This window comes from Georgenia satyanarayanai (genome assembly GCF_900116375.1).
GTDB lineage: Bacteria > Actinomycetota > Actinomycetes > Actinomycetales > Actinomycetaceae > Oceanitalea > Oceanitalea nanhaiensis.
The window spans coordinates 76,616-96,334 of record NZ_UETB01000007.1; the positions used below are offsets into that span (position 1 = coordinate 76,616).

Consider the following 19,719-nt stretch of genomic DNA (forward strand, 5'->3'; position numbering starts at 1 on the left):
GTACGAAAGGTCGTCACCCCGCGCCGGTGCGGCCGGCCCGGAGGACCCGGCCCGTCTCCCTGCGCCGCCGGCGCCGGGTGCGGGAGTCCGCCGCCGGGCCGGCCACGCGGTCGGCCAGCTCCCGCAGGGACGTGCGCGCCCTGCTGCCCGGGGCGACCTCGGCGAGCGTGGCACCACGCAGCACGGCGCGGTCGAGAGCGGGCCGGTCGTCGGGCACGAGCACCGGCGCGCTCACCCCGGCGAAGCGCGCGAGGGACTCGACGACGGCCTGCTCCGGGCTCGCCCCCGTCGCCGAGCCCCGGACCCGGTTGACGACGACCAGCCGCTGGGCGTGCAGCGCGGCGGCACTCGACTCGGCCAGCTCCTGCAGTGCCATGACCAGACGGTGCATCCCTACCGGCTCACCGGCACCGACCACGACGACGACGTCCGCCGCCCCGAGCGCCGACAGCGTGGCCTGGTGGCGGCGCGGGGCGATCCCGGCGCTCAGGCCGCCGACCGGGTCGTCGATGCCCGCCCCGACGTCCACGACCGTCCACCCCGCCAGCTCCCGGGCGCGCTCCCACACGACGTCGAGCGAGGCGGCGGGCAGCTCGCGCCACCGGTCGGCGCGCGTGAGGCCGGTGAGCAGTCGCGGCCCGCGGTCCAGCCGCCGGGTGAGGGAGCGCAGAGCTGCGCCGTCGAGCCGTCCGTCGCCCGCGAGGCGGGCGGCGGCGGCGATGCCGGCGGTCTCGTCCAGCACGCCGAGGACCTGGGTGACGCTCGGCGCCTCGGTGTCGGCGTCCACGAGCAGCACCTCAGCGCGCTCGCTCAGCTCCTGGGCGAGGTTGACGGCCACGGTGGTGCGCCCCGGCGACCCGCGTGGGCCCCACACGACGGCGAGGCGCCCGGCGGGCTCGCCGGCACCCTCCTCGACCGGGGCGGGGAGGACCGGTGCGGGGACCTCCGCCGGCTCGCTGCCGGCCAGCTCGGCGACCACACGCAACCACTCCGCCGCGCCCGCACCCTCCCACGTCACCTCCGTCGCCCCCAGGGCGCGGCAGCGCTCGGCGTCCTCCTCGGCGGCGACGAGGACGGTCCGCACCCCGGTGCCCGCGAGCTGGCGCAGCACCGGCCGGTCCAGCCCGGGCAGCGCGGCGGACACGACGGCGAGGGAGCCGAGGCCCGCGAGGCCGGCGGCGACGACCTCGGGCACGTCGGCGCAGCGGCGCACGACCTGCAGGCCGGTGCCGGGAGCGTCGAGGAGGGAGACGAGCTCGGCCTCCTCCGGGCCGGTGAGGGCGAGGAGCACGCCGGTCGTCACGGGCCGCCACCGGGCACCGGGACCACGACGATCTGCCCCTCCCCGCTCTGTGCCCCGAGGACGCCGGGCAGCTCCGCCTGCGGGACCAGCACCTGGACGGCCGAGCCGCCCGCGCCCACGAAGAGCGAGTCGGCCTCGAGGAGGTCCGAGACGAGGAGTGCCTCGGCGAGCAGCCGCGGCGGTTCCGGCTCGCCCTCCTCCTGCGGGCCGGTGGCGGCGGGCGGTGTCACCCACAGGTCGACGGCCGCGCCCTTGACGACACCGCTGGGCGCGGCCCCCGGCAGGCCGACGACGACGGGGCGCAGCTCCACCTCCGCCGAGCGGCCCACGGCGGCGGCCGGGACGAGCTCCCCGGCGCCGACCACGCGGGTGACGACGGCGTCGTCCGGCAGGTCCTCCGCGGCGGCGACGTAGGCCCCGGCGAGACCGTCGGGCCGCACGGCGTGCGGGCGCAGCTCCGCGTCGGCGAGCCGGTCGCCGGGTGTCAGCGCCTCGACGGCGAGGAGGACGTCGGTCGTGCGGTCGGCCCGGGCCACCGCCCAGCTGCCCAGTGCCACCGAGGCGGCCACGAGGAGCACGCCCACGCCCAGGCGCGGATCACGCCAGCTGGGACGTCTCAGCCGCTGCGCTCCGTCGTCGTCGCTCATCGCACTCCCCCTCCGCGCGCCTGGGCCCATCGTGCCCGCTCCCGGCCCGGCGTGGAGGCGTTCTCCACAGCGTTCTCTCCCGACCCGCCTGTGCACAGGGTGCTCCACCAGCTCCCGCCCCGGTGAGAGACTGTGCCCATGGCGCGCTTCCTCACCCTCGCGGACGTCGCGGAGGAGCTGTCGGTCTCCGTGGCGCAGGCGCGCTCCCTCGTGCGCTCGGGTGACCTGCCCGCGATCCAGGTGGGCGGCCGCGGCGTGTGGCGCGTGGAGTCCGTGGTGCTCGAGGAGTACATCCAGCGGCAGTACGAGCGCACCCGGTCCTCCGTCGCCCGCGGGGAGGACCTGGGCGGCTGAGCCGCCCGCTCAGGCCGTCTGCACGGCCAGCACGTGGGCGAGTGCGACCGCGACGACGGTGCCCGGCTCGGCCTCGACGTCGACGTGGTCGGCCGCGACGCGCGTGATCCGGCCCCGGTAGTCACCGGCTGTCGTGCGGACGACGACCTCGCTCTGCTCCCGGGCCACGGCCCGCAGCACGTGGGTCAGCCGCAGGCGCCGCTCGACCACGGGTGCCTCGGGCGCCGCCGCCCCCAGGGAACGGGCGGCCGCCACGGCGGACGTCGGCACGAGGACGCGGCGGCCGGCGTCGGCGACGAGGAGCCACTGGACGGCGGCGTCCAGGACGGTGCCGCGCACGTCGCTGCCGTCGCGCAGGCGCAGCACCACCTCGCGCCCCACGCGGGCGCGCAGGCGGTCCGCGAGCGAGACCTGCGCCTGCTCGGCCTCGGTGAGGTCCGCGACCTCCTCGTCCTCGGCCAGCCGCGCCGCCTGGAGGAACTGACGCTCGAGGTCGTCGAAGAGGGCTTCCCACCGCATCGGCCCACGGTAGTGCCCGTCCACAGCCGCCCGCTCCCCCTGGACAGCCGTCCCGCGCAGGCGTACACATGTGACTCAAGCCACATCAAACGACATCAAACGTCACCGTCCGCTACCACACGGAGGCCACGATGCTCCGCACCGCCGTCCTCGCCGCGCTCGCCCTGGTCGCCACCGCCCTGCTGGGCACGTGGTCGGCCGAGCTCGCGACGCGCGGGGTCGTGCGCGTGGACGACGCCGTCGCACTCGGCGCCGCGGCGGGCGGCACGTTCGTCGCCGCCTGGTACGCCCTGACGGCCACCGCCCTCCTCCTCGCCCGGCTGGCCGAGCTGGGCCGCCGCGCCCCGCGGCTCGCGCGTGGCCTGCGCGCCGCCGTCGGGCTGGCGGGTGCGCCGGTGCTGCGCCGCGCGGCCGTGCTCGGCGTCGGTGCGGGTCTCGCACTGGCCGCCGTCCCCGCGAGCGCGGGCCCCACGACGGACGACGGCGTCCCCCACGACCTGCGGCCGGGGGTCGGGGCCCTGTCCGGCCCTGGCCTGGCGCCGTCCGGGGAGGCGCCTCCTGCGGAGGCATCCACTGCGGAGGGGACGGCGGAGGAGCCGGAGGCCGCCGAGCCGTCGGCGGCCGACACCCCACCTCCCCGGGAGCCGTCGGACCCACCGAGCACGCCCGAGCCACCGGCACCCCGGGGGACGACCGGCCCCACGGTCGAGGCCGTCGCCGACAGCGGCGCCCGGGCCGCGGACCGCCCGCGCGGCGCCGTCCCGAGCGCGGCGGTCGCCGGCACCGAGGCGTACGTCGTCCGGCCCGGGGACTCGCTGTGGTCGATCGCCCGGGCGCACCTGGGCGAGGGCGCCTCCGACGCCGAGGTCGCGGCCGAGTGGCCGCGGTGGCACACGACGAACCGCGCCGTCATCGGTGCGAACCCCCACCTCATCCACCCGGGCCAGTCCCTGCTGGCCCCCGACATCGAGGAGCAGCGATGACGACGCTCGCCCCACCACTCGCCTCACCGGCGTCCACCTCAGCACCGCCCAGCCCGTCCGGGCCCGGGCTGGAAGAGGCCCGCTCCTGGGACCGCGTGCGCTTCAGCGCGCAGACCCCCGCCGAGGCAGCCGACCCGCCACCGGCGGGAGCCGAGCTCGGCGGGCTGCCACCCGTCGGCCCGTGGGCGGGTACGCTCGTGCGCGCCGCCGTGGAGGTGCTGACGGGCAGCCGGCCCACCGCCCAGCTCGCCCGCTGGCTCAGCGCCGAGCTCTACGAGTCGCTCGCCCGGCGGGCCGGGCTGGCCGTGCGGATCCTCGGGCGCCCGGACCCCGCGCTGTGCGCGGGGGTGCGCCGGGTGCGCTGCACCGAGGTGCGGCCCGGGGTCCACGAGGCCGCCGTCGTCGTCCACGACGGCGTCCGGATCCGCGCGGCGGCCGTCCGGGTGGAGTGCCACCGCGGCCGGTGGCGGGCCACCGCGCTGGAGATCGGGTGAGCGGCTACCGCCCGAGGAGGTCGGCGAAGTCGGGGACGGCGTCGAACTCGTCGGTCGCGGCGGCGCGCGCCGGGCGGGTGGCCACCTTCTCGGCGAGCTCCCGGCCGGCCCGCTCGATGCGCGCCGGCAGCGGGTTGACGTCGTCGCCCTGCCCGGCCCAGTCCTCGGTGGCCGCGAAGACGGCCGTGCCGACGACGTCGGCGTGGAGGTAGGCGAAGAGCGGGCGCATGGCGTACTCGGTCGCCAGGGAGTGCCGCGGCGTGCCGCCGGTGGCGCCGATGAGGACCGGCACCTCGCGCAGGGCGTCCTTGTCGATGATGTCGACGAAGGACTTGAACAGCCCGGAGTAGCTCGTCATGAACACCGGGGTGACGGCGATGACCCCGTCCGCGCCGGTGACGGTCTCCAGCGCGCTGCGCAGCTCCCCGGTGGGGAACCCGGTGAGCAGGGCGTCGGTGATGCCGTGGGCGAGGTCGCGCAGCTCGATCGTCACGACCTCGGCCGCCACGCCGCGCTCGGCGAGCACGGCGGTGGCCGCCCGGGCGAGCCGGTCGGCGAGCATCCGGGTGGAGGAGGGCTGGCTGAGGCCGCCGGAGACGACGGCGATGGTGCGGGTGGTCATGTCTGTTCTCTCCTCGTGGGTCACAGGCCGAAGGCGGCACCGCGCGTGGCGGTGGCGGCGGCCTCGTCCTCGGCGCGGCGGCCGGTCCAGCGGTCCTCGCCGACGACGTGCGCGTCGCCGGCCTTGCCCTCGGCCCGTGCCCGGGCGACGCGCTCGGCGTGGCTGGGCGGGTTCGAGGGGACGTGCGCGGGGCGCTGGGAGTCGTTGATCTCCCGCAGGGCGGGGACGATGTCCTCGGCGAGGATGTCGATCTGCTCGAGGACGGTCTTGAGCGGCAGGCCGGCGTGGTCGATGAGGAAGAGCTGGCGCTGGTAGTCCCCGACGTGCTCGCGCATGGTCGCGTAGCGGTCGATGACCTGCTGCGGCGAACCGACGGTCAACGGGGTCTCGCGGGTGAAGTCCTCCATCGACGGGCCGTGGCCGTACACGGGGGCGTTGTCGAAGTACGGGCGGAACTCGTTCCACGCGTCCTGGGAGTTCTTGCGGGCGAAGAACTGGCCGCCGAGCCCGACGATCGCCTGGTCGGCGCGGCCGTGGCCGTAGTGCTCGTAGCGCCGGCGGTAGTACTGCACCATCCGCTCGGTGTGGTCGACGGGCCAGAAGATGTTGTTGTGGAGGAAGCCGTCACCGTAGTACGCGGCCTGCTCGGCGATCTCGGGGGTGCGGATCGAGCCGTGCCACACGAAGGGCGGCACGCCGTCCAGCGGCCGCGGGGTGGCGGTGAACCCCTGCAGGGGCGTGCGGAACGTGCCCTGCCAGTCCACCACCTCCTCCTCCCACAGGCGACGCAGCAGCGCGTAGTTCTCCACCGCGAGGTTGACGCCCTGGCGGATGTCCTTGCCGAACCACGGGTAGACCGGCCCGGTGTTGCCGCGGCCCATCATGAGGTCCATGCGACCCTCGCTGATGACCTGGAGCATCGCGTAGTCCTCGGCGATCTTCACCGGGTCGTTCGTCGTGATGAGCGTCGTGGCCGTGGACAGCGTGATGTTCGTCGTCCGCCCCGCCAGGTAGCCGAGCATCGTCGTCGGCGAGGACGCGACGAAGGGCGGGTTGTGGTGCTCGCCCGTGGCGAAGACGTCCAGCCCCGCCTGGTCCGCGTGCTCGGCGATGGTGAGGATGGCACGCACCCGCTCCGTGTCGTCCGGCGTGCGCCCCGTCGTCGGGTCGGTGGTGACGTCACTGACGGTGAAGATTCCGAACTGCATGTCGTGCCAGCCCCTCAAGTTCGATGCGTATGCATGTACGTGCGGTCCAACGGGCACCGGCACGGTTCTATTCCGGCACCGCTGAGGCGGGACGCACGGACGCCCCGCACTGCGCGGCAGTGCGGGGCGTCCGTGGGGGTCAGCGCTTCTTGGCGGCCTTGGCGGCGCGGCGCCGAGCCTCGCGGTTCCCACCGCCGGCGGCCGCCTGCGCGGCCCCGGCGTCACCGCTCCCGGCGGCCGCGCCCTTGGCACCGTCGGTGCGGACGGTCGGGCGGGTGTCGCCGTCGGCGGACGGGGCGGTGTAGGTGAGCGCACCCGGCCGCTGCGGCTCCTCGAGCCCGACGATCTGCGGCCCACCGAAGGCGGCCGGCGCTGCCGGGGCGTCCTCCGCCTCCGCGGCGGCACCCGCCGCGCGGTTGGCGGTCACGGACCTCGCTCCCGCACGGCGCCCGGACGGCTTGCTCTCGCCGTCACCCGCGGTCCCCGCCGCGGAGGCCCCCAGCCGCGCGCCGGCTGCGGTCTGCGCCGCCGCCTCCGCGGTCACGCCACCCTGGCCGTTGCCGGCCTGCGCGTCCTCCGGCTGCTGGACCTTGACCTCGAGGTTGAAGAGGTAGCTGACCGCCTCCTCCTTGATGGCCTCGTTCATCGCCTGGAAGAGCTGGTAGCCCTCGCGCTGGTACTCCACGAGCGGGTCACGCTGCCCCATGGCGCGCAGCCCGATGCCCTCCTTGAGGTAGTCCATCTCGTAGAGGTGCTCACGCCACTTGCGGTCGAGCACGGAGAGGACCACACGCCGCTCGAGCTGGCGCATGACGCCGGGGGTGAGCTCCTCCTCGCGGCGCTGGAAGGCGAGGTGGATGTCCGAGCGCAGCTCCTCGACGAGCATGTCGGCGGAGAGCCGGTTCTGGCCCCCGGCCTCCTCGATGACGTCCTCGGCGGTGATGGAGACCGGGTAGACGCGGCCGAGCTCGGCCCAGAGGGTCTCCAGGTCCCACGTGCCGGAGTCCGGGGCGGCGGTGTACTCGCGCACGAGACCGGAGACGACGTCGTCGAGGAAGCTCTGGACCTGGTCCTCGAGGTCCTCCCCCTCGAGCACCCGCCGGCGCTCCTCGTAGACGACGGTGCGCTGGCGGGACAGGACGTCGTCGTACTTGAGGACGTTCTTGCGGATCTCGAAGTTGCGGCCCTCGACCTGCGCCTGCGCGGAGGCGATCCCGCGGGAGACCATCTTCGCCTCGAGCGGCATGTCGTCGGGGAAGGCGGAGCCGTCCATGACGCGCATGGCGAGCCCGGAGTTGAACAGCCGCATGAGGTCGTCCTCCATCGACAGGTAGAACCGGGACTCGCCCGGGTCGCCCTGTCGGCCGGAGCGGCCGCGCAGCTGGTTGTCGATGCGGCGGGACTCGTGGCGCTCGGTGCCGAGCACGTACAGACCGCCGAGCTCGACGACCTCCTCGTGCTCCGCGGCCACCGACTGCCGTGCCTCCTCGAGGGCCTCGGGCCAGGCGGCCTCGTACTCCTCGGGGCTCTCCTCGGGGTCGAGCCCGCGCTGGCGCAACGTCTCGATCGCGATGTGCTCGGCGTTGCCACCGAGCATGATGTCGGTGCCACGCCCGGCCATGTTCGTCGCGACGGTGACGGCGCCCTTGCGGCCCGCCATGGCGACGATCGCGGCCTCACGGGCGTGGTTCTTCGCGTTGAGGACCTCGTGCGGGACGCCCTTGCGCTTGAGCAGCGCGGAGAGGAGCTCGGACTTCTCCACGCTCGTCGTGCCGACGAGCACGGGCTGGCCCTTGGCGTGGCGCTCGACGATGTCCTCGACGATCGCCTTGTACTTCACCTGGGCGTTCTTGTAGATGAGGTCGGCCTGGTCGATGCGCTGCATGGACCGGTTCGTCGGGATCGGCACGACGCCGATGCTGTAGGTGCTGGAGAACTCCGCCGCCTCGGTCTCGGCGGTGCCGGTCATGCCGGCGAGCTTGTCGTAGAGGCGGAAGTAGTTCTGCAGGGTGATCGTGGCGAGCGTCTGGTTCTCCGCCTTGATCTGCACACCCTCCTTGGCCTCGATGGCCTGGTGCATGCCCTCGGAGTAGCGCCGCCCGGCCAGCACGCGGCCGGTGTGCTCGTCGACGATGAGGACCTCACCGTCGGTGACGATGTAGTCCTTGTCCCGCTTGAACAGCTCCTTCGCCTTGAGGGCGTTGTTGAGGAAGCCGATGAGCGGGGTGTTGAGCGACTCGTAGAGGTTGTCGATGCCGAGGTGGTCCTCGACCTTGGCGATGCCCGGCTCGAGCACACCGACGTTGCGCTTCTTCTCGTCGACCTCGTAGTCGTCGTCGCGCTTGAGGCGCGACGCCAGCCGCGCGAACTCGGTGTACCACTTGTTGGAGTCGCCGGACGCGGGCCCGGAGATGATGAGCGGGGTCCGTGCCTCGTCGATGAGGATGGAGTCGACCTCGTCGACGATCGCGAAGTGGTGGCCGCGCTGGACGAGCTCGGCGGTGGACCACGCCATGTTGTCGCGCAGGTAGTCGAAGCCGAACTCGTTGTTCGTGCCGTAGGTGATGTCGGCCTCGTACTGCTTGCGGCGCTCGTCGGGCTTCTGGCCGGACAGGACGACGCCGGTGGTGAGCCCGAGGAACCGGTAGACGCGGCCCATGAGCTCGGCCTGGTAGCCGGCGAGGTAGTCGTTGACGGTGACGACGTGGACCCCCTTGCCGGTGAGCGCGTTGAGGTAGGCCGGCAGGGTGGCGACGAGGGTCTTGCCCTCACCGGTCTTCATCTCGGCGATGTTGCCGAGGTGGAGGGCGGCGCCACCCATGACCTGGACGTCGAAGTGCCGCTGGCCGAGGGTCCGCCTGGCGGCCTCGCGGACGGTGGCGAAGGCCTCGGGCAGGAGCTCGTCGAGGGTCTCCCCCGCGGCGAGCCGCTCCTTGAACTGGTCCGTCTCGGCGCGCAGCTCGGCGTCGGTGAGACCGCTGACGCTCTCCTCCAGCGCATTGACCTGGTCGGCGATCGCGGTGAGCTGCTTGAGCACCCGTCCCTCGCCCATGCGCAAGATCTTGCTGAGGATCGAAGCCACGCGGTTCCACTCCCGGTTCGACAGTCGGCGCCGTTGACGGCGTCGGGCGCACAGTCTGTGCGCACGCCTGCCGTCAATGGTAAGCGTCTGCGTCCGCCAGCCGAACCCTGTCCAGTTCCGCTCCCAGCGGACGGGCGAGGTCGCCGGCCGCGGTGTCGTCGACGACGACGGCGTGGGCGCCCAGCCACCGCGCCATCGTCCCCAGCTCCGCGGCCAGCTCCGCGACGACGACGGCGGGAGCGGGCCAGGTGGCGGTGTCACCGGACCGGGGCTGCTCGAGGAAGGCGCTGCGCACGAGGAGGCGTCCGCCGTCGCGGTCGTGCTTGAGGTCGACCCGGGCGACGAGGTGCTCCCCGAGGAGGAAGGGCAGGACGTAGTAGCCGTGGGTCCGCAGGTGGGCGGGGGTGTAGATGCCGATGCGGTAGTGCATGCCGAAGAGCTCGAGCAGGCGGCGGCGCTCGAAGACGAGCGGGTCGAAGGGCGCGAGGAGCGCGCGCGCCGACGTGCGGCGCGGGACACGGGCGGCGGCGTGCATCCAGGCCGGACGGTCCCAGCCGGTGACGGTGACCGGCAGGAGCTCACCGGCGTCCACGAGCTCGTCGACCGCCCGGCGGGTGACGCGCTGGCCGAGACGGAAGTAGTCGGCGAGGCAGCGCAGCGTGCCGACGCCGTGGGCACGGGCGGAGATGCGGACGAGCTCGCGGACGGCGTCCTCGGGGTCGGGCACCGGGCGGTCGCGAACGTGCGGGGGCAGCACCCGCTCGGTGAGGTCGTAGACCCGCTCGAACTGGGCGTTGCGGCGGGCGGCGATGAGGTCACCGCCGCCGAAGAGGCACTCGAGGGCGGTCTTGGCGGCGCTCCAGCGCCACCCCCAGCCCTCACCGCGCTCGGTGTAGCGGGCGTCGACGAACGCCTCCACCTCCCGGCCGGTGAGCGGCCCCCGCTCGGCGACGACGTCGTGCACGAGCCGCAGCAGGCCCGGGTGGCGCTCCTGGATGACGGCGGGGTCCACGCCGGCCCACCGGCGGCGCGTGCCGGCGACGAGCGGGTAGGTGTCCACGGGCAGGTAGGAGGCCTCGTGGGCCCACGCCTCGACCATCCGCCGCGGCGCACGGCCGGAGGCGCGGTCGACGAGCGCCGTGTCGTAGGGCCCGAGCCGGGCGAGGAGCGGGAGGAGGTGCGCACGGGCGAGGACGTTGACGGAGTCGATCTGGAGCAGCCCGATGCGCTCGAGGGTGCCCGTGAGGTGGCGCATCGTCACGGCCCCAGGTCGGGCCCGGTCCAGCCCCTGGGCAGCGATCGCCACCCGGCGGGTCTGGGCCAGGCTCATCGTGCGCGTCACGCCGGCGACGCTACCGGTGCGAGCGCGACGGCGGGCCGCGACGTGGCCGCGACCCGCCGTCGTCGTCCTCGTCAGTCCTGGACGCGGACCTCGTGGTTGAGGCGGATGATCCCGTAGGTCCAGCCGTGGCGGTGGTAGACCACGCAGGGCTGCCTCGTCTCCTCGTCGATGAAGAGGTAGAACGGGTGGCCGACCAGCTCCATCTCGTAGAGGGCCTGGTCGACGGTCATCGGGGTGGCGTCGTGCAGCTTCTGGCGCACGATGACGGGCGAGTCCCCGAGCTGCGCCTCGACGGCGACCCCGGGCTCGGTGGGCGGTGTCGGCGCGCTCGGCGCCTCCTCCTCGACGACCTCGGGGAGGGTGTCGGGCAGGGGCGCCGGCACCTTGGCGGCGTCCCGTCGGTGGTGGTTCTTGCGGCGGTCGCGCGACCGGCGCAGGCGCTCCATGAGCTTCGTCGTCGCCAGGTCCAGGGCGGCGTACCGGTCGTCCGCGGCGGCCTCCGCGCGGACGGTCGGGCCCCGGTCGATCACCGTGAGCTCCACGCGCTCGGCCTGGTCGGCCAGTCGCGGGTTCTGCTCCCGGGTGATCTCCACCTCGATGCGGTGCGCGCGCGGGGCGAGCTGCTCGACCTTCGAGAGCTTGTCCTCCAGGTGCGTGCGGAAACGGTCCGCGACCTCGGTGTTTCGGGCAACAACGGCGATGTCCATGGTGACCTCCGTAGAGAGAGTGAAACCTAGTCGGTTCCTGGTGCGTCCCGCCGGCTGTGGCGGGTGAGGAAGCTGTGTGGCACCTCCTCTCCTCGGAGCTCGCGTACCTCCGGCAGCAGCGGCCGGCGGGGCGAGCGGGCGTCCATACACAAACGTTAATCGAGGTTCGCCCCACTGACCTGGGATGCCGGTCCCACCCTTCCGCCGACAGCGGAGCTGGCATCGGCAGCGCACCTACCGGCAGGTTCTCGCCGGCGTCCTGCCGGGCGGCGGGGTCGCCGCCACGACGAGGGCTCCGGCCACCCTGGTCCCGGACGTGACGAGCGCCCGTGTGCACGCGGCGAGGGTCGACCCGGTCGTGAGGACGTCGTCGACGAGGACGACGACGTCGTCCGGGCCCGGTGCCGCCAGCACCCGCACGCCACCACCGCGGTTGCGTGCCCTGGCACGGACACCGAGACCCGACTGGTGGCGCCGGCCGCCGGACCGGCGCAGGAGGTCGGTCGACCGCACGGCCCGGCCCGGCTCGAGAGCACCCGACGCCGCGATCCCCGCCGCGACGGCGTCGGCGAGGTCGGCGGCGACGAGCGCGCCCCGCAGCCGGCGCCGGAGCCCCGAGGGAGCAGGCACGACGAGGACGTCCCCGCTGCCCGCCAGTGCGAGCTCCGGGTCGTGCGCCCACACCTCGGCACCGCGAGCGGCACGGTCGAGCAGGACGCGGGCCATGTCCGCCCGGCCGGTGCGCTTCCACGCGACGACCAGCCCTCGCACCGGGCCGGCGTAGTCGGCCAGCGACCACACCGGCAGCACCGGGCCGGCGTCTCCGGGGAGGCCGAGCATGGGGGCGTCCCCGTCGCTGCGCACGGGGGTGAGCGACACGAGGCCGCGGCACGCGGGACAGACCGCGGCGTCCCAGGCGCCGCATCCGGCACAGTCCGCGGGCAGGACAAGAGCGAGGCCCTCGGCGAGTGCCCGCGCGGCACCGGGCGAGCGAGCGGGCACGGTCCGGGGCACCGGACCAGCGTCACTGGCGCGGCTGCTCGAGGCGCTGCGGACCGAGGTCGTCCGTGCGCACGCCGCTCACGAGGGGTGGCCGGGGAGCAGTCCGCGGGACATCGGGAGGCTCGGCTGTCGGCGGTAAGTCAGCTGTCGGCGGCAAGTCGGCTGTCGGCGGTAAGTCAGCTGTCGGCGGTAAGTCAGCTGTCGGCGGTAGGTCAGCTGTCGGCGGTAAGTGGGCTGTCGGCGGCAAGTGGGCTGTCGGCGGTAGGGGGGTGGGGTCAGCCGGGGTAGGCGGGGTCGCGGACGTCGCTGGCGGCGAGGGTCCAGCCCAGGCCGTTGCGCTCGTACAGCTCCCCGGCCTCGGTGCCGACGATGATCGTCCGGTCACCGGTCGCGGCGGTCAGCCGGGTGGCGTCCGCGACGGGCGGCAGGTCGTCGGTGGGTCCGCCGATCGTCACGAGGTGGACGGCCACGGCGGGCTCCGCGCCGCTCGTGCCGAGCACCCCGACCGTCCGCTCGTCCACCCACGTGGCCGCGATCGCGTCGGTGAGCGAGTCCCCCACGCGGACGGGTTCGCCCAGCGCGAGCGGCCGGGCGTCGGCGTCGCGCAGGACCGCGGCGACCTCGACGTGCGCGACGTCGTCGTTCTTCCGGACGACGACGGCCCGGGTCCCGTCCCGGGAGATCCGCACGGCGAGCACCTGAGCACCCTCGAGCCAGGTCGCGTCGACCTCGGTGACGACGCCGTTCGGCTGGACCGCGCGGAGCCTGCCGTCCCCGACGCGCGGCGTCGTCCAGACCCACCCGTGCCGGTCGACGGACGGGGGGACGAGGTCGCGGCCCGTGAGCAGCAGCGCCGCTCCGTCGTCCTCGCTGGGGAGACGGACGAGACGGTCGGTGCCGTCGAGGACCACGGCGCGGCCGGGGGTGTCGTCGTACGGGAGCGCGGGAGAGCGGGGGTTCTCGACGGTCCCCGACGCGGCGATCGGGGTGAGCTCGGAGCCGGTGAGGCGCTGGACCTGCCCGTCCGCGACGACCACGGGGGAGCCCGTGACGTAGGGGTTGCGCAGCAGCTGGGGCGGCTCGGCCTCGACCGGCAGACGGGTGCCCCCCACCCGTACGTCGACGGACTGGACCGCCGGGACGGTGCGCAGCGACTCCTGGAGCTGGGCGACCATGAGCGCACGCTGGGCCGGTTCGGCGGCCAGGGTCTCGGAGCTGAGATCGACGACCGCGACCCCGTCGGTCACCGTGACGGTGTCCTCCGCCAGCCGGGTGCCGCTGGGCACGGCGGTGGTGACGCCACCGGCGAGCCACGGCGAGGGGCCGTCGAGGAGGTGGCGCACGATGAGCGTGCTCGCGCTGCGGTCGGGGTACCACCGCAGCTCGGGGACGAGCGCCTCACCGTCGGGGCTGAGGAAGTAGAGCTGGTACTGGTCGTACTGCGCCTCGAAGACGACCGGGGAGACGAGGATCCCGTCGTCGAGGTCGACGATGCGCCACTGCCCGGCCGCCGTGCGGGCGAGCGTGAAGTCGAGCTCGATGACCGAGTCCGGCGAGGCCTCGGTGTAGCGGCCCTGCGCGTCGACGCTGGCCTCCGCGACGGCGCTGGCCCGGACGGCACCGTCCTCGGCCTGCGAGTAGGCGATGTCGCGCGTGGTGTAGACCCGCACCTGGGCGCGCGGGTTCCACGTCTCGGCGGCCGGCCCGGCGAGGTACTCGCGGGCGACCGCGAACTCGTCGCCCCCGCCGGCGGCGACGGCGCGGAGGAAGCCCTGGACGATCTGGTTGGCGGTCGCGTCCGGCGTGGGCCCGTAGGCGAGGAGGGCCACCGAGCTGCCGGTCTGCGGGACGGGGTCGGCGGCCGTCACCGGCCCGGAGTCGGGCAGGCTCACGCACCCGGCGGCGGCGAGGACGGCGGCCGTCACGGCGGCCGCGAGGCGGGCGGCCACCCGGCGACGGGTCGGCGCGGCGGTCATCGGCCCCCCAGGTTCTCGAGGTCGGGCACGGAGGTGGGTCCGGCGTCGTCGGCGACGGGCTGCACCGGTGCCTCACCGGGGTGGAGCGGAAGCGGTGAGGAGGAGATGACGAGGCCGGCCCGCCGCGGCAGGGTGAGGCGGAAGGCGGCGCCCAGCTCGGGCCGGCCCCACGCCTCCAGGGTGCCCCCGTGGAGACGCGCGTCCTCCATCGAGATCGACAGTCCCAGGCCGGTGCCTCCGGTGGTGCGGGCGCGCGCGGGGTCGGCGCGCCAGAACCGGTCGAAGACCCTGCTGGCGGCCTCGGGGGTCATACCGGCGCCGTGGTCGCGCACGACGACGGCCACGGCCACCTCGTTGACGCCCACCGCGATGTCGATCGGGCGGCCCTCCCCGTGCTCGATCGCGTTGACGAGGAGGTTGCGCACGATGCGGTCCACGCGCCGGGCGTCGAAGTCGGCGGTGCACGGACGCCCCGGGCCCGTCACGGTGATCCGCGAGCCGCTGCGCTCGGCGAGCGGGGCGGCGAGCTCGACGGCGTGGGCGACGACGTCCTGCAGGTCGCGCTCCTCGACGTCGAGCAGGGCGGCCCCGGCGTCGAAGCGGCTGATCTCGAGGAGGTCGGCGAGCATCTGCTCGAAGCGGTCGAGCTGGGTCTGGAGCAGCTCGGCGGACCGGCGCACGGCCGGGGCGAAGTCCTCCCGGCTGGCGTGGAGGACCTCGCTGGCCATCCGGATCGTCGTCAGCGGCGTGCGCAGCTCGTGGGACACGTCGGAGACGAAGCGCTGCTGGAGGCGCGAGAGCTCGGCCATCCGCTCGATCTGGTCCTGCAGGCTCTCGGCCATCTCGTTGAAGGTGCGTCCCAGGGTGGCGAGCTCGTCGTGGCCGCGGACGTCGAGCCGCTCGTCGAGGAGTCCGTCGGCGAGCCGCTCGGCGGTCCGTGCGGCCTGCCGCACCGGGCCGAGGACCCGCTGGGCGATGAACCACGTCATCGCGCCGAGGAAGATGAGCAGGACGACCGCCCCGGCGCTGAGCACCTGGGTGACGAGCGTGAGCGTGTCCTCCTCCGGGTCGAGGCTGTAGACGACGTAGAACTCGTGCACGCCGGCGACCGGCAGGGTCACCTCCGAGCCGACGATGATGCCCGGGCCGCCGCCCGTGCTCAGCGGCAGGGAGATCGACTGCCAGTGCTGGCCCCCGTCCGCGACCGCCGCCCGCATCTCCTCGGTGAGGACGGCGCCGTCGAGGAGTCGCTCGGGGAGCACGGCGTCGTTGATGAGCACCTGGGCGGACTCGTCGGGGCTGCGCAGGAGCATGCTGCCGACGACGCCGCCACCCCCTGCTCGGCTTCCCGCGACGAGGTTGTAGGCCAGCTCCTGGACCTGGGTGCTGGTGTTGGCGATCGCGGCGTCGAAGCTCTGCTGCGCCGAGCGCGTGCGGGCGGTGGCGTCGGCGAGGATCTCGTCGCGACGCGCCTCGAAGAGTCCGTCGCGGATCGTCACGGTGACGACCGCACCGAGGAGGATGAGTCCGGCGACGCCGACGAGCACCGTCGTGGTGGAGACCCGCAGCCGCAGCGAGGAGCGCCAGCGGTCGACGACGCGACCGGCCCACCCGCGGGCGCCTGGCTCCCCACTCGGCTGGAGGCTCACCGCTGCGAGCTGCCCGCCCGGTACCCGACACCGCGGACGGTGACGACGACCTCCGGGTTCTCCGGGTCCTTCTCGATCTTGGCGCGCAGCCGCTGGACGTGGACGTTGACCAACCGGGTGTCAGCGGCGTGCCGGTAGCCCCAGACCTGCTCGAGGAGCACCTCGCGGCTGAACACCTGCCACGGCTTGCGGGCCAGCGCGAGGAGCAGGTCGAACTCGAGCGGGGTGAGCGCGATGGGCTCACCGTTGCGGGTGACCTGGTGTCCGGCGACGTCGATGGCGAGGTCGCCGATGGTGAGCCGCTCGGTCTGCGGGCCGGTCGTGCGGCGCAGGCGCGTCTTGACCCGCGCGACGAGCTCCTTGGGCTTGAACGGCTTGGGGATGTAGTCGTCCGCCCCCGCCTCGAGGCCTGCGACGACGTCGATGGTGTCGGACTTGGCCGTGAGCATGACGACCGGGACGCCGGACTCCGCGCGGATGAGGCGGCACACCTCGATGCCGTCGATGCCCGGGAGCATGAGGTCGAGGAGCACGAGGTCCGGCTCCTCGGCCCGGAACATCTCCAGGGCCTGCGACCCGTCGGGGCACGTGACGGTGTCGTACCCCTCGCCCTGCAGCACGATGCCGATCATCTCCGCGAGCGCGGTGTCGTCGTCGACCACGAGAATTCGAGCGTTCATGCCCACTATCGTCGCACCCACGGCGGCAAAACCGGTGAGCTCCGGGCCATGTCGTGCACCACCGCCCCGGGCCGACGCCCGTCCGTGGCACGATGACCGCTGAGAGTGCGGAGGGATCGATGAGCCAGGAACCAGGGCAGCCACAGCCGGCGTCCCAGCCGTTCGGGGTGCCCTCACCCGGGCAGTACGGGCAGCAGCCCCCGCCCGGGGACTACGGCCAGTACGGGCAGCCCGCTCCGCCGCCCGGGGACTACGGCCAGTACGGGCAGCCCGCTCCGCCGCCCGGGGACTACGGCCAGTACGGCCAGCCCCTCCCCCCGCAGGGCCAGTACGGCCAGTACGGCCAGTCGCCCGGGCAGGGCGGCTACTACGGCCCGGGGTTCGTGCCGGCGGCGGCCCAGCCCGGGATCATCCCGCTGCGCCCGCTCACCCTCGGAGAGATCTACGACGGCGCCTTCCGCGCCATCCGCAGCAACCCGCTCGTGATGTTCGGGCTGGCCATCATCGTCGTCGGCCTCGGGGCCATCGTCCAGCTCGGCTTCACGGCGGCGGCCATGGGCCGGATCGAGCGTGCCGCGCAGGCGGGCACCCTCGAGCTCGAGGCCCTCTTCAGCGTCGGCAGCATGGCCGGCGTGCTGCTCAGCTCCGCGGCCGTCAGCCTCGCCACCCTCGTCCTCGAGGGCCTGGCCATCCTCTCGGTCAGCGAGTCGGTCCTGGGCCGCAAGATCAGCCTCGGCCAGGTGTGGCAGCGGGCGCGCGGGCGCCTGTGGCGCCTCGTCGCCCTGTCCCTCCTCCTCGGGCTGGCCGGGGTGGTGGCCGTCGTCGGGGCGGGTGCGCTCGTCATCCTCCTCGCGGTCGCGCTCGCCGAGATCTCCGGCGACGGCGTGCTCGCGCTCGTCATCCTCGTGCCCCTCCTCTTCCTGCTCCTCGCGGGCGTCGTCGCGTTCTTCGCCGTGCGGCTCATGCTCGCCACCTGCGTGATCATGCTCGAGGGCACCGGCGTCTTCGCCTCCATCGCCCGCTCCTGGCGGCTCACGCGCGGGAACTTCTGGCGGCTCTTCGGGATCATGCTCCTCACCGTCGTCCTCGTGACGATCCTCGTGAGCATCCTGTCGGTGCCGTTCTCGATGTTCGGCAGCGTCTTCGCCGTCCAGGGCGACGTCATGCTGCCGCTCATCCTGTCCTCGATCGGGTCGCTCGTCGGCTCGGCGGTGTCCATCCCCGTCATGGCGGCCGTGCTCGCCCTCCTCTACATCGACGTGCGGATGCGCAAGGAGGGCCTGGACGTCGAGCTCGCCCGCGCGGCGCAGGGCGGATGAGGGTCCCGCTGGGCGTGCCGGTCGAACCGGACGCGGAGGAGGCGCGCCGCTGGGCGGAGGAGGAGCTCTCGCGCAGCGTGTACGACGACGAGCCGAACCTCCTCGAGCGGGCCTGGTCCTGGTTCCTCGAGCAGCTGCAGCGGCTGGTCGAGCTCGACCTGAGCGCCCCGCCCAACCTCGTCCCCGTGGTCGTCGTCGTCGGGGCGGCCGTCCTGCTCGCCGTCGCCCTCTACCTCGCCGGCCCGGTCCGTGCCCGCCGTCGCAGCGGGGCCGGTACCTCGCACGCCGTCTTCGACGACACCGATGCGACGAGCGAGGACCTCACGGCCGCTGCGGACGCCGCGGCCCGGCGCCGCGACTGGGCCCAGGCCGTCCTCATGCGCTTCCGCGCCGTCATCCGGTCCCTCGACGAGCGCGCGGTCCTCGACGACCGTCCCGGGCTGACCGCCCACGAGGCGAGCACCGCCGCGGCCCGTCAGCTGCCCGACTGCGCGGACGGGCTCACGTGGGCCGGGCGCCTCTTCGACGACGTCTGCTACGGCTCGGTCACGCCCGGGGAGGCGCAGGACGCCCGGCTGCGCGAGCTCGCCGCCGCCGTCGCCCGCAGCCGGCCGGTGAGCCCGGTGGCCGTGGGCGCGACGTGGGCAGCGGTGCGGTGAGCGCTGACGTCGCCGCGCAGGAGACGCCCGCCCGCAGCCGCCGGCCGGTGCTCTTCCTCGTCGTCGCCGGACTGTTCGCCGTCGCCGCCGTGGTCGCGGTCGTCGTCGGCCGCGGGTCGACGTCCGCCGTCCCGCTCGCGCCGGACAACCCGCAGCCGGGCGGGGCGCAGGCCACCGCGACGATCCTGCGCGACCAGGGCGTGCGCATCCGCACCGTCTCGACGACCGACGACGCCGTCCGGGTCGCCGGGCCTGGCACCACCCTGCTCGTGACGACCACCGGGCGGCTCGACGACGCCCAGCTCGCCGCCGTGCGCGACACCGGCGCGGACCTCGTCCTGGGGCAGCCCACCTTCCTGCCCGACCTCGAGCCGCTGACCGACAGGGTCGAGCCCTCCCCGGTCGGCAGCGACGTGCCGGTCGCTGCCGCGTGCCAGGACCCGGACGCGACCGCCGCCGGGCGCCTGTCCCGCAGCGTCGGCGGCGTCGTGGCCCTGGGCGACGACGTCGAGCTGTGCTTCCCCACGGCCGAGGGTGCCGGCGCACTCGCCACCTGGGAGCAGGACGGCCGCGACGTCGCCGTGCTCGCCGACACCGCCCTCATGAGCAACGAGCACCTCGCCGACGCGGGCAACGCCGCCCTCGTTCTGCGCCTGCTCGGCGGCAACGACGAGCTCGTCTGGTACCTGCCGACCATCGGCGACACCGTGGGCGAGGACGGCGCCGGCACCGGCGGCACCTCCGCACTCGTCCCGCCCACCGTCCGGGTGCTGGGTGTCCAGCTCCTCGTGCTGACCGCCGTCGTCGTGCTCTGGGGCGGGCGACGGCTGGGGCGGGTGGTGACCGAGCCGATGCCCGTCGTCGTCCGCTCCGCCGAGACGACCCTCGGGCGCGGGCGGCTGTACCGCCGCGCCCACGACCACGCCCACGCCGCCGCCGGGCTGCGCGCCGGCTGCGCGACCCGGGTGGCCGCGCGGCTCGGCGTGCCGTCCTCGGCCCGCGCCGAGGCCCTCGTCGCCGCCGTCGCCCGCGCCACCGGGCGCGAGGAAGCCGCGGTCGGCGCACTCCTGTACGGCCCACCCCCGACGTCCGACGCCGAGCTCGTCCGACTCACCAGCGAGCTCGACACCCTGGAAAGCGAGGTCCACCCGTCGTGAGCACCCACCCCCCCGG

The 19,719-nt window shown here is 74.5% G+C and carries 18 protein-coding genes; 6 read left to right on the forward strand and 12 right to left on the reverse strand.

What is annotated here, in order from left to right; translation table 11 throughout:
* Positions 1–13: 13 nt before the first annotated feature.
* Positions 14–1,303: a CpaE/TadZ family protein gene (locus DSZ44_RS10830; RefSeq protein ID WP_110852650.1), complete on the reverse strand. Its 1,290-nt coding sequence runs from the start codon at positions 1,301–1,303 to the stop codon at positions 14–16.
* Entirely contained in the window at positions 1,300–1,950 is a 651-nt protein-coding gene (locus DSZ44_RS10835) for a hypothetical protein (protein ID WP_110852651.1), read from the reverse strand. The genes DSZ44_RS10830 and DSZ44_RS10835 overlap by 4 nt, the downstream gene beginning before the upstream one ends.
* A 132-nt stretch (positions 1,951–2,082) precedes the next feature.
* Here DSZ44_RS10835 and DSZ44_RS10840 point away from each other — a divergent pair, with 132 nt between their 5' ends.
* Entirely contained in the window at positions 2,083–2,304 is a 222-nt protein-coding gene (locus DSZ44_RS10840) for a helix-turn-helix domain-containing protein (RefSeq protein WP_110852652.1), read from the forward strand.
* A gap of 9 nt (positions 2,305–2,313) precedes the next feature.
* Here the strand turns inward: DSZ44_RS10840 and DSZ44_RS10845 are convergent, their stop codons facing one another.
* Positions 2,314–2,823, reverse strand: coding sequence for a DUF2642 domain-containing protein (locus DSZ44_RS10845; RefSeq protein ID WP_110852721.1), 510 nt, complete (start codon positions 2,821–2,823; stop codon positions 2,314–2,316).
* Between the two features lie 131 nt (positions 2,824–2,954).
* Between DSZ44_RS10845 and DSZ44_RS10850 the strand changes: the two genes are divergently transcribed.
* Together DSZ44_RS10850 and DSZ44_RS10855 are read left to right on the forward strand one after the other, a co-directional pair.
* Positions 2,955–3,806: a LysM peptidoglycan-binding domain-containing protein gene (locus DSZ44_RS10850; RefSeq protein WP_110852653.1), complete on the forward strand. Its 852-nt coding sequence runs from the start codon at positions 2,955–2,957 to the stop codon at positions 3,804–3,806.
* On the forward strand, positions 3,803–4,300 hold the full coding sequence (locus DSZ44_RS10855) for an Rv3235 family protein (protein ID WP_110852654.1): 498 nt from the start codon (positions 3,803–3,805) through the stop codon (positions 4,298–4,300). Before DSZ44_RS10850 ends, DSZ44_RS10855 begins: the two co-directional genes overlap by 4 nt.
* A 4-nt stretch (positions 4,301–4,304) precedes the next feature.
* Here the strand turns inward: DSZ44_RS10855 and DSZ44_RS10860 are convergent, their stop codons facing one another.
* The 9 genes from DSZ44_RS10860 to mtrA form a co-directional block, all read right to left on the reverse strand.
* A complete protein-coding gene (locus tag DSZ44_RS10860; protein ID WP_110852655.1) occupies positions 4,305–4,922 on the reverse strand; it encodes an FMN reductase in 618 nt (205 codons plus the stop codon).
* Between the two features lie 20 nt (positions 4,923–4,942).
* Positions 4,943–6,130, reverse strand: a complete 1,188-nt coding sequence (locus tag DSZ44_RS10865; RefSeq protein WP_110852656.1) for an LLM class flavin-dependent oxidoreductase — start codon at positions 6,128–6,130, stop codon at positions 4,943–4,945.
* Between the two features lie 139 nt (positions 6,131–6,269).
* On the reverse strand, positions 6,270–9,212 hold the full coding sequence (gene secA / locus DSZ44_RS10870; RefSeq protein WP_110852657.1) for a preprotein translocase subunit SecA: 2,943 nt from the start codon (positions 9,210–9,212) through the stop codon (positions 6,270–6,272).
* A gap of 73 nt (positions 9,213–9,285) precedes the next feature.
* Positions 9,286–10,554, reverse strand: coding sequence for a winged helix-turn-helix domain-containing protein (locus tag DSZ44_RS10875; RefSeq protein ID WP_309146712.1), 1,269 nt, complete (start codon positions 10,552–10,554; stop codon positions 9,286–9,288).
* 71 nt (positions 10,555–10,625) lie between these two features.
* On the reverse strand, positions 10,626–11,261 hold the full coding sequence (gene hpf, locus DSZ44_RS10880) for a ribosome hibernation-promoting factor, HPF/YfiA family (RefSeq protein ID WP_110852658.1): 636 nt from the start codon (positions 11,259–11,261) through the stop codon (positions 10,626–10,628).
* A 234-nt stretch (positions 11,262–11,495) separates the two neighbouring features.
* Positions 11,496–12,275, reverse strand: a complete 780-nt coding sequence (locus DSZ44_RS10885; protein ID WP_146237525.1) for a ComF family protein — start codon at positions 12,273–12,275, stop codon at positions 11,496–11,498.
* A 263-nt stretch (positions 12,276–12,538) separates the two neighbouring features.
* Complete coding sequence (locus tag DSZ44_RS10890) at positions 12,539–14,239, reverse strand: LpqB family beta-propeller domain-containing protein (protein ID WP_110852660.1); 1,701 nt, start codon at positions 14,237–14,239, stop codon at positions 12,539–12,541.
* Positions 14,236–15,888: an MtrAB system histidine kinase MtrB gene (gene mtrB, locus DSZ44_RS10895; protein WP_110852661.1), complete on the reverse strand. Its 1,653-nt coding sequence runs from the start codon at positions 15,886–15,888 to the stop codon at positions 14,236–14,238. Before mtrB ends, DSZ44_RS10890 begins: the two co-directional genes overlap by 4 nt.
* Positions 15,885–16,568: an MtrAB system response regulator MtrA gene (mtrA, locus tag DSZ44_RS10900; RefSeq protein ID WP_110852662.1), complete on the reverse strand. Its 684-nt coding sequence runs from the start codon at positions 16,566–16,568 to the stop codon at positions 15,885–15,887. The genes mtrB and mtrA overlap by 4 nt, the downstream gene beginning before the upstream one ends.
* A 119-nt stretch (positions 16,569–16,687) precedes the next feature.
* Here mtrA and DSZ44_RS10905 point away from each other — a divergent pair, with 119 nt between their 5' ends.
* From DSZ44_RS10905 to DSZ44_RS10915, 3 genes are read left to right on the forward strand one after another with little or no spacing between them, the layout of a single operon-like run.
* Positions 16,688–17,887: a DUF7847 domain-containing protein gene (locus DSZ44_RS10905; RefSeq protein ID WP_146237526.1), complete on the forward strand. Its 1,200-nt coding sequence runs from the start codon at positions 16,688–16,690 to the stop codon at positions 17,885–17,887.
* A complete protein-coding gene (locus tag DSZ44_RS10910; RefSeq protein WP_110852664.1) occupies positions 17,884–18,546 on the forward strand; it encodes a DUF4129 domain-containing protein in 663 nt (220 codons plus the stop codon). The genes DSZ44_RS10905 and DSZ44_RS10910 overlap by 4 nt, the downstream gene beginning before the upstream one ends.
* On the forward strand, positions 18,543–19,703 hold the full coding sequence (locus DSZ44_RS10915; RefSeq protein ID WP_181424609.1) for a DUF4350 domain-containing protein: 1,161 nt from the start codon (positions 18,543–18,545) through the stop codon (positions 19,701–19,703). Before DSZ44_RS10910 ends, DSZ44_RS10915 begins: the two co-directional genes overlap by 4 nt.
* The last annotated feature ends 16 nt before the right edge of the window (positions 19,704–19,719 follow it).

Coding starts and splice junctions, on each gene's coding strand:
- DSZ44_RS10850 (WP_110852653.1), top strand. CDS start 2,955: ATGCTCCGCACCGCCGTCCTCGCCGCGCTCGCCCTGGTCGCCACCGCC.
- DSZ44_RS10910 (WP_110852664.1), top strand. CDS start 17,884: ATGAGGGTCCCGCTGGGCGTGCCGGTCGAACCGGACGCGGAGGAGGCG.
- hpf (WP_110852658.1), bottom strand. CDS start 11,261: ATGGACATCGCCGTTGTTGCCCGAAACACCGAGGTCGCGGACCGTTTC.
- DSZ44_RS10860 (WP_110852655.1), bottom strand. CDS start 4,922: ATGACCACCCGCACCATCGCCGTCGTCTCCGGCGGCCTCAGCCAGCCC.
- DSZ44_RS10865 (WP_110852656.1), bottom strand. CDS start 6,130: ATGCAGTTCGGAATCTTCACCGTCAGTGACGTCACCACCGACCCGACG.
- DSZ44_RS10905 (WP_146237526.1), top strand. CDS start 16,688: ATGAGCCAGGAACCAGGGCAGCCACAGCCGGCGTCCCAGCCGTTCGGG.
- mtrA (WP_110852662.1), bottom strand. CDS start 16,568: ATGAACGCTCGAATTCTCGTGGTCGACGACGACACCGCGCTCGCGGAG.
- DSZ44_RS10855 (WP_110852654.1), top strand. CDS start 3,803: ATGACGACGCTCGCCCCACCACTCGCCTCACCGGCGTCCACCTCAGCA.
- DSZ44_RS10835 (WP_110852651.1), bottom strand. CDS start 1,950: ATGAGCGACGACGACGGAGCGCAGCGGCTGAGACGTCCCAGCTGGCGT.
- DSZ44_RS10845 (WP_110852721.1), bottom strand. CDS start 2,823: ATGCGGTGGGAAGCCCTCTTCGACGACCTCGAGCGTCAGTTCCTCCAG.
- DSZ44_RS10890 (WP_110852660.1), bottom strand. CDS start 14,239: ATGACCGCCGCGCCGACCCGTCGCCGGGTGGCCGCCCGCCTCGCGGCC.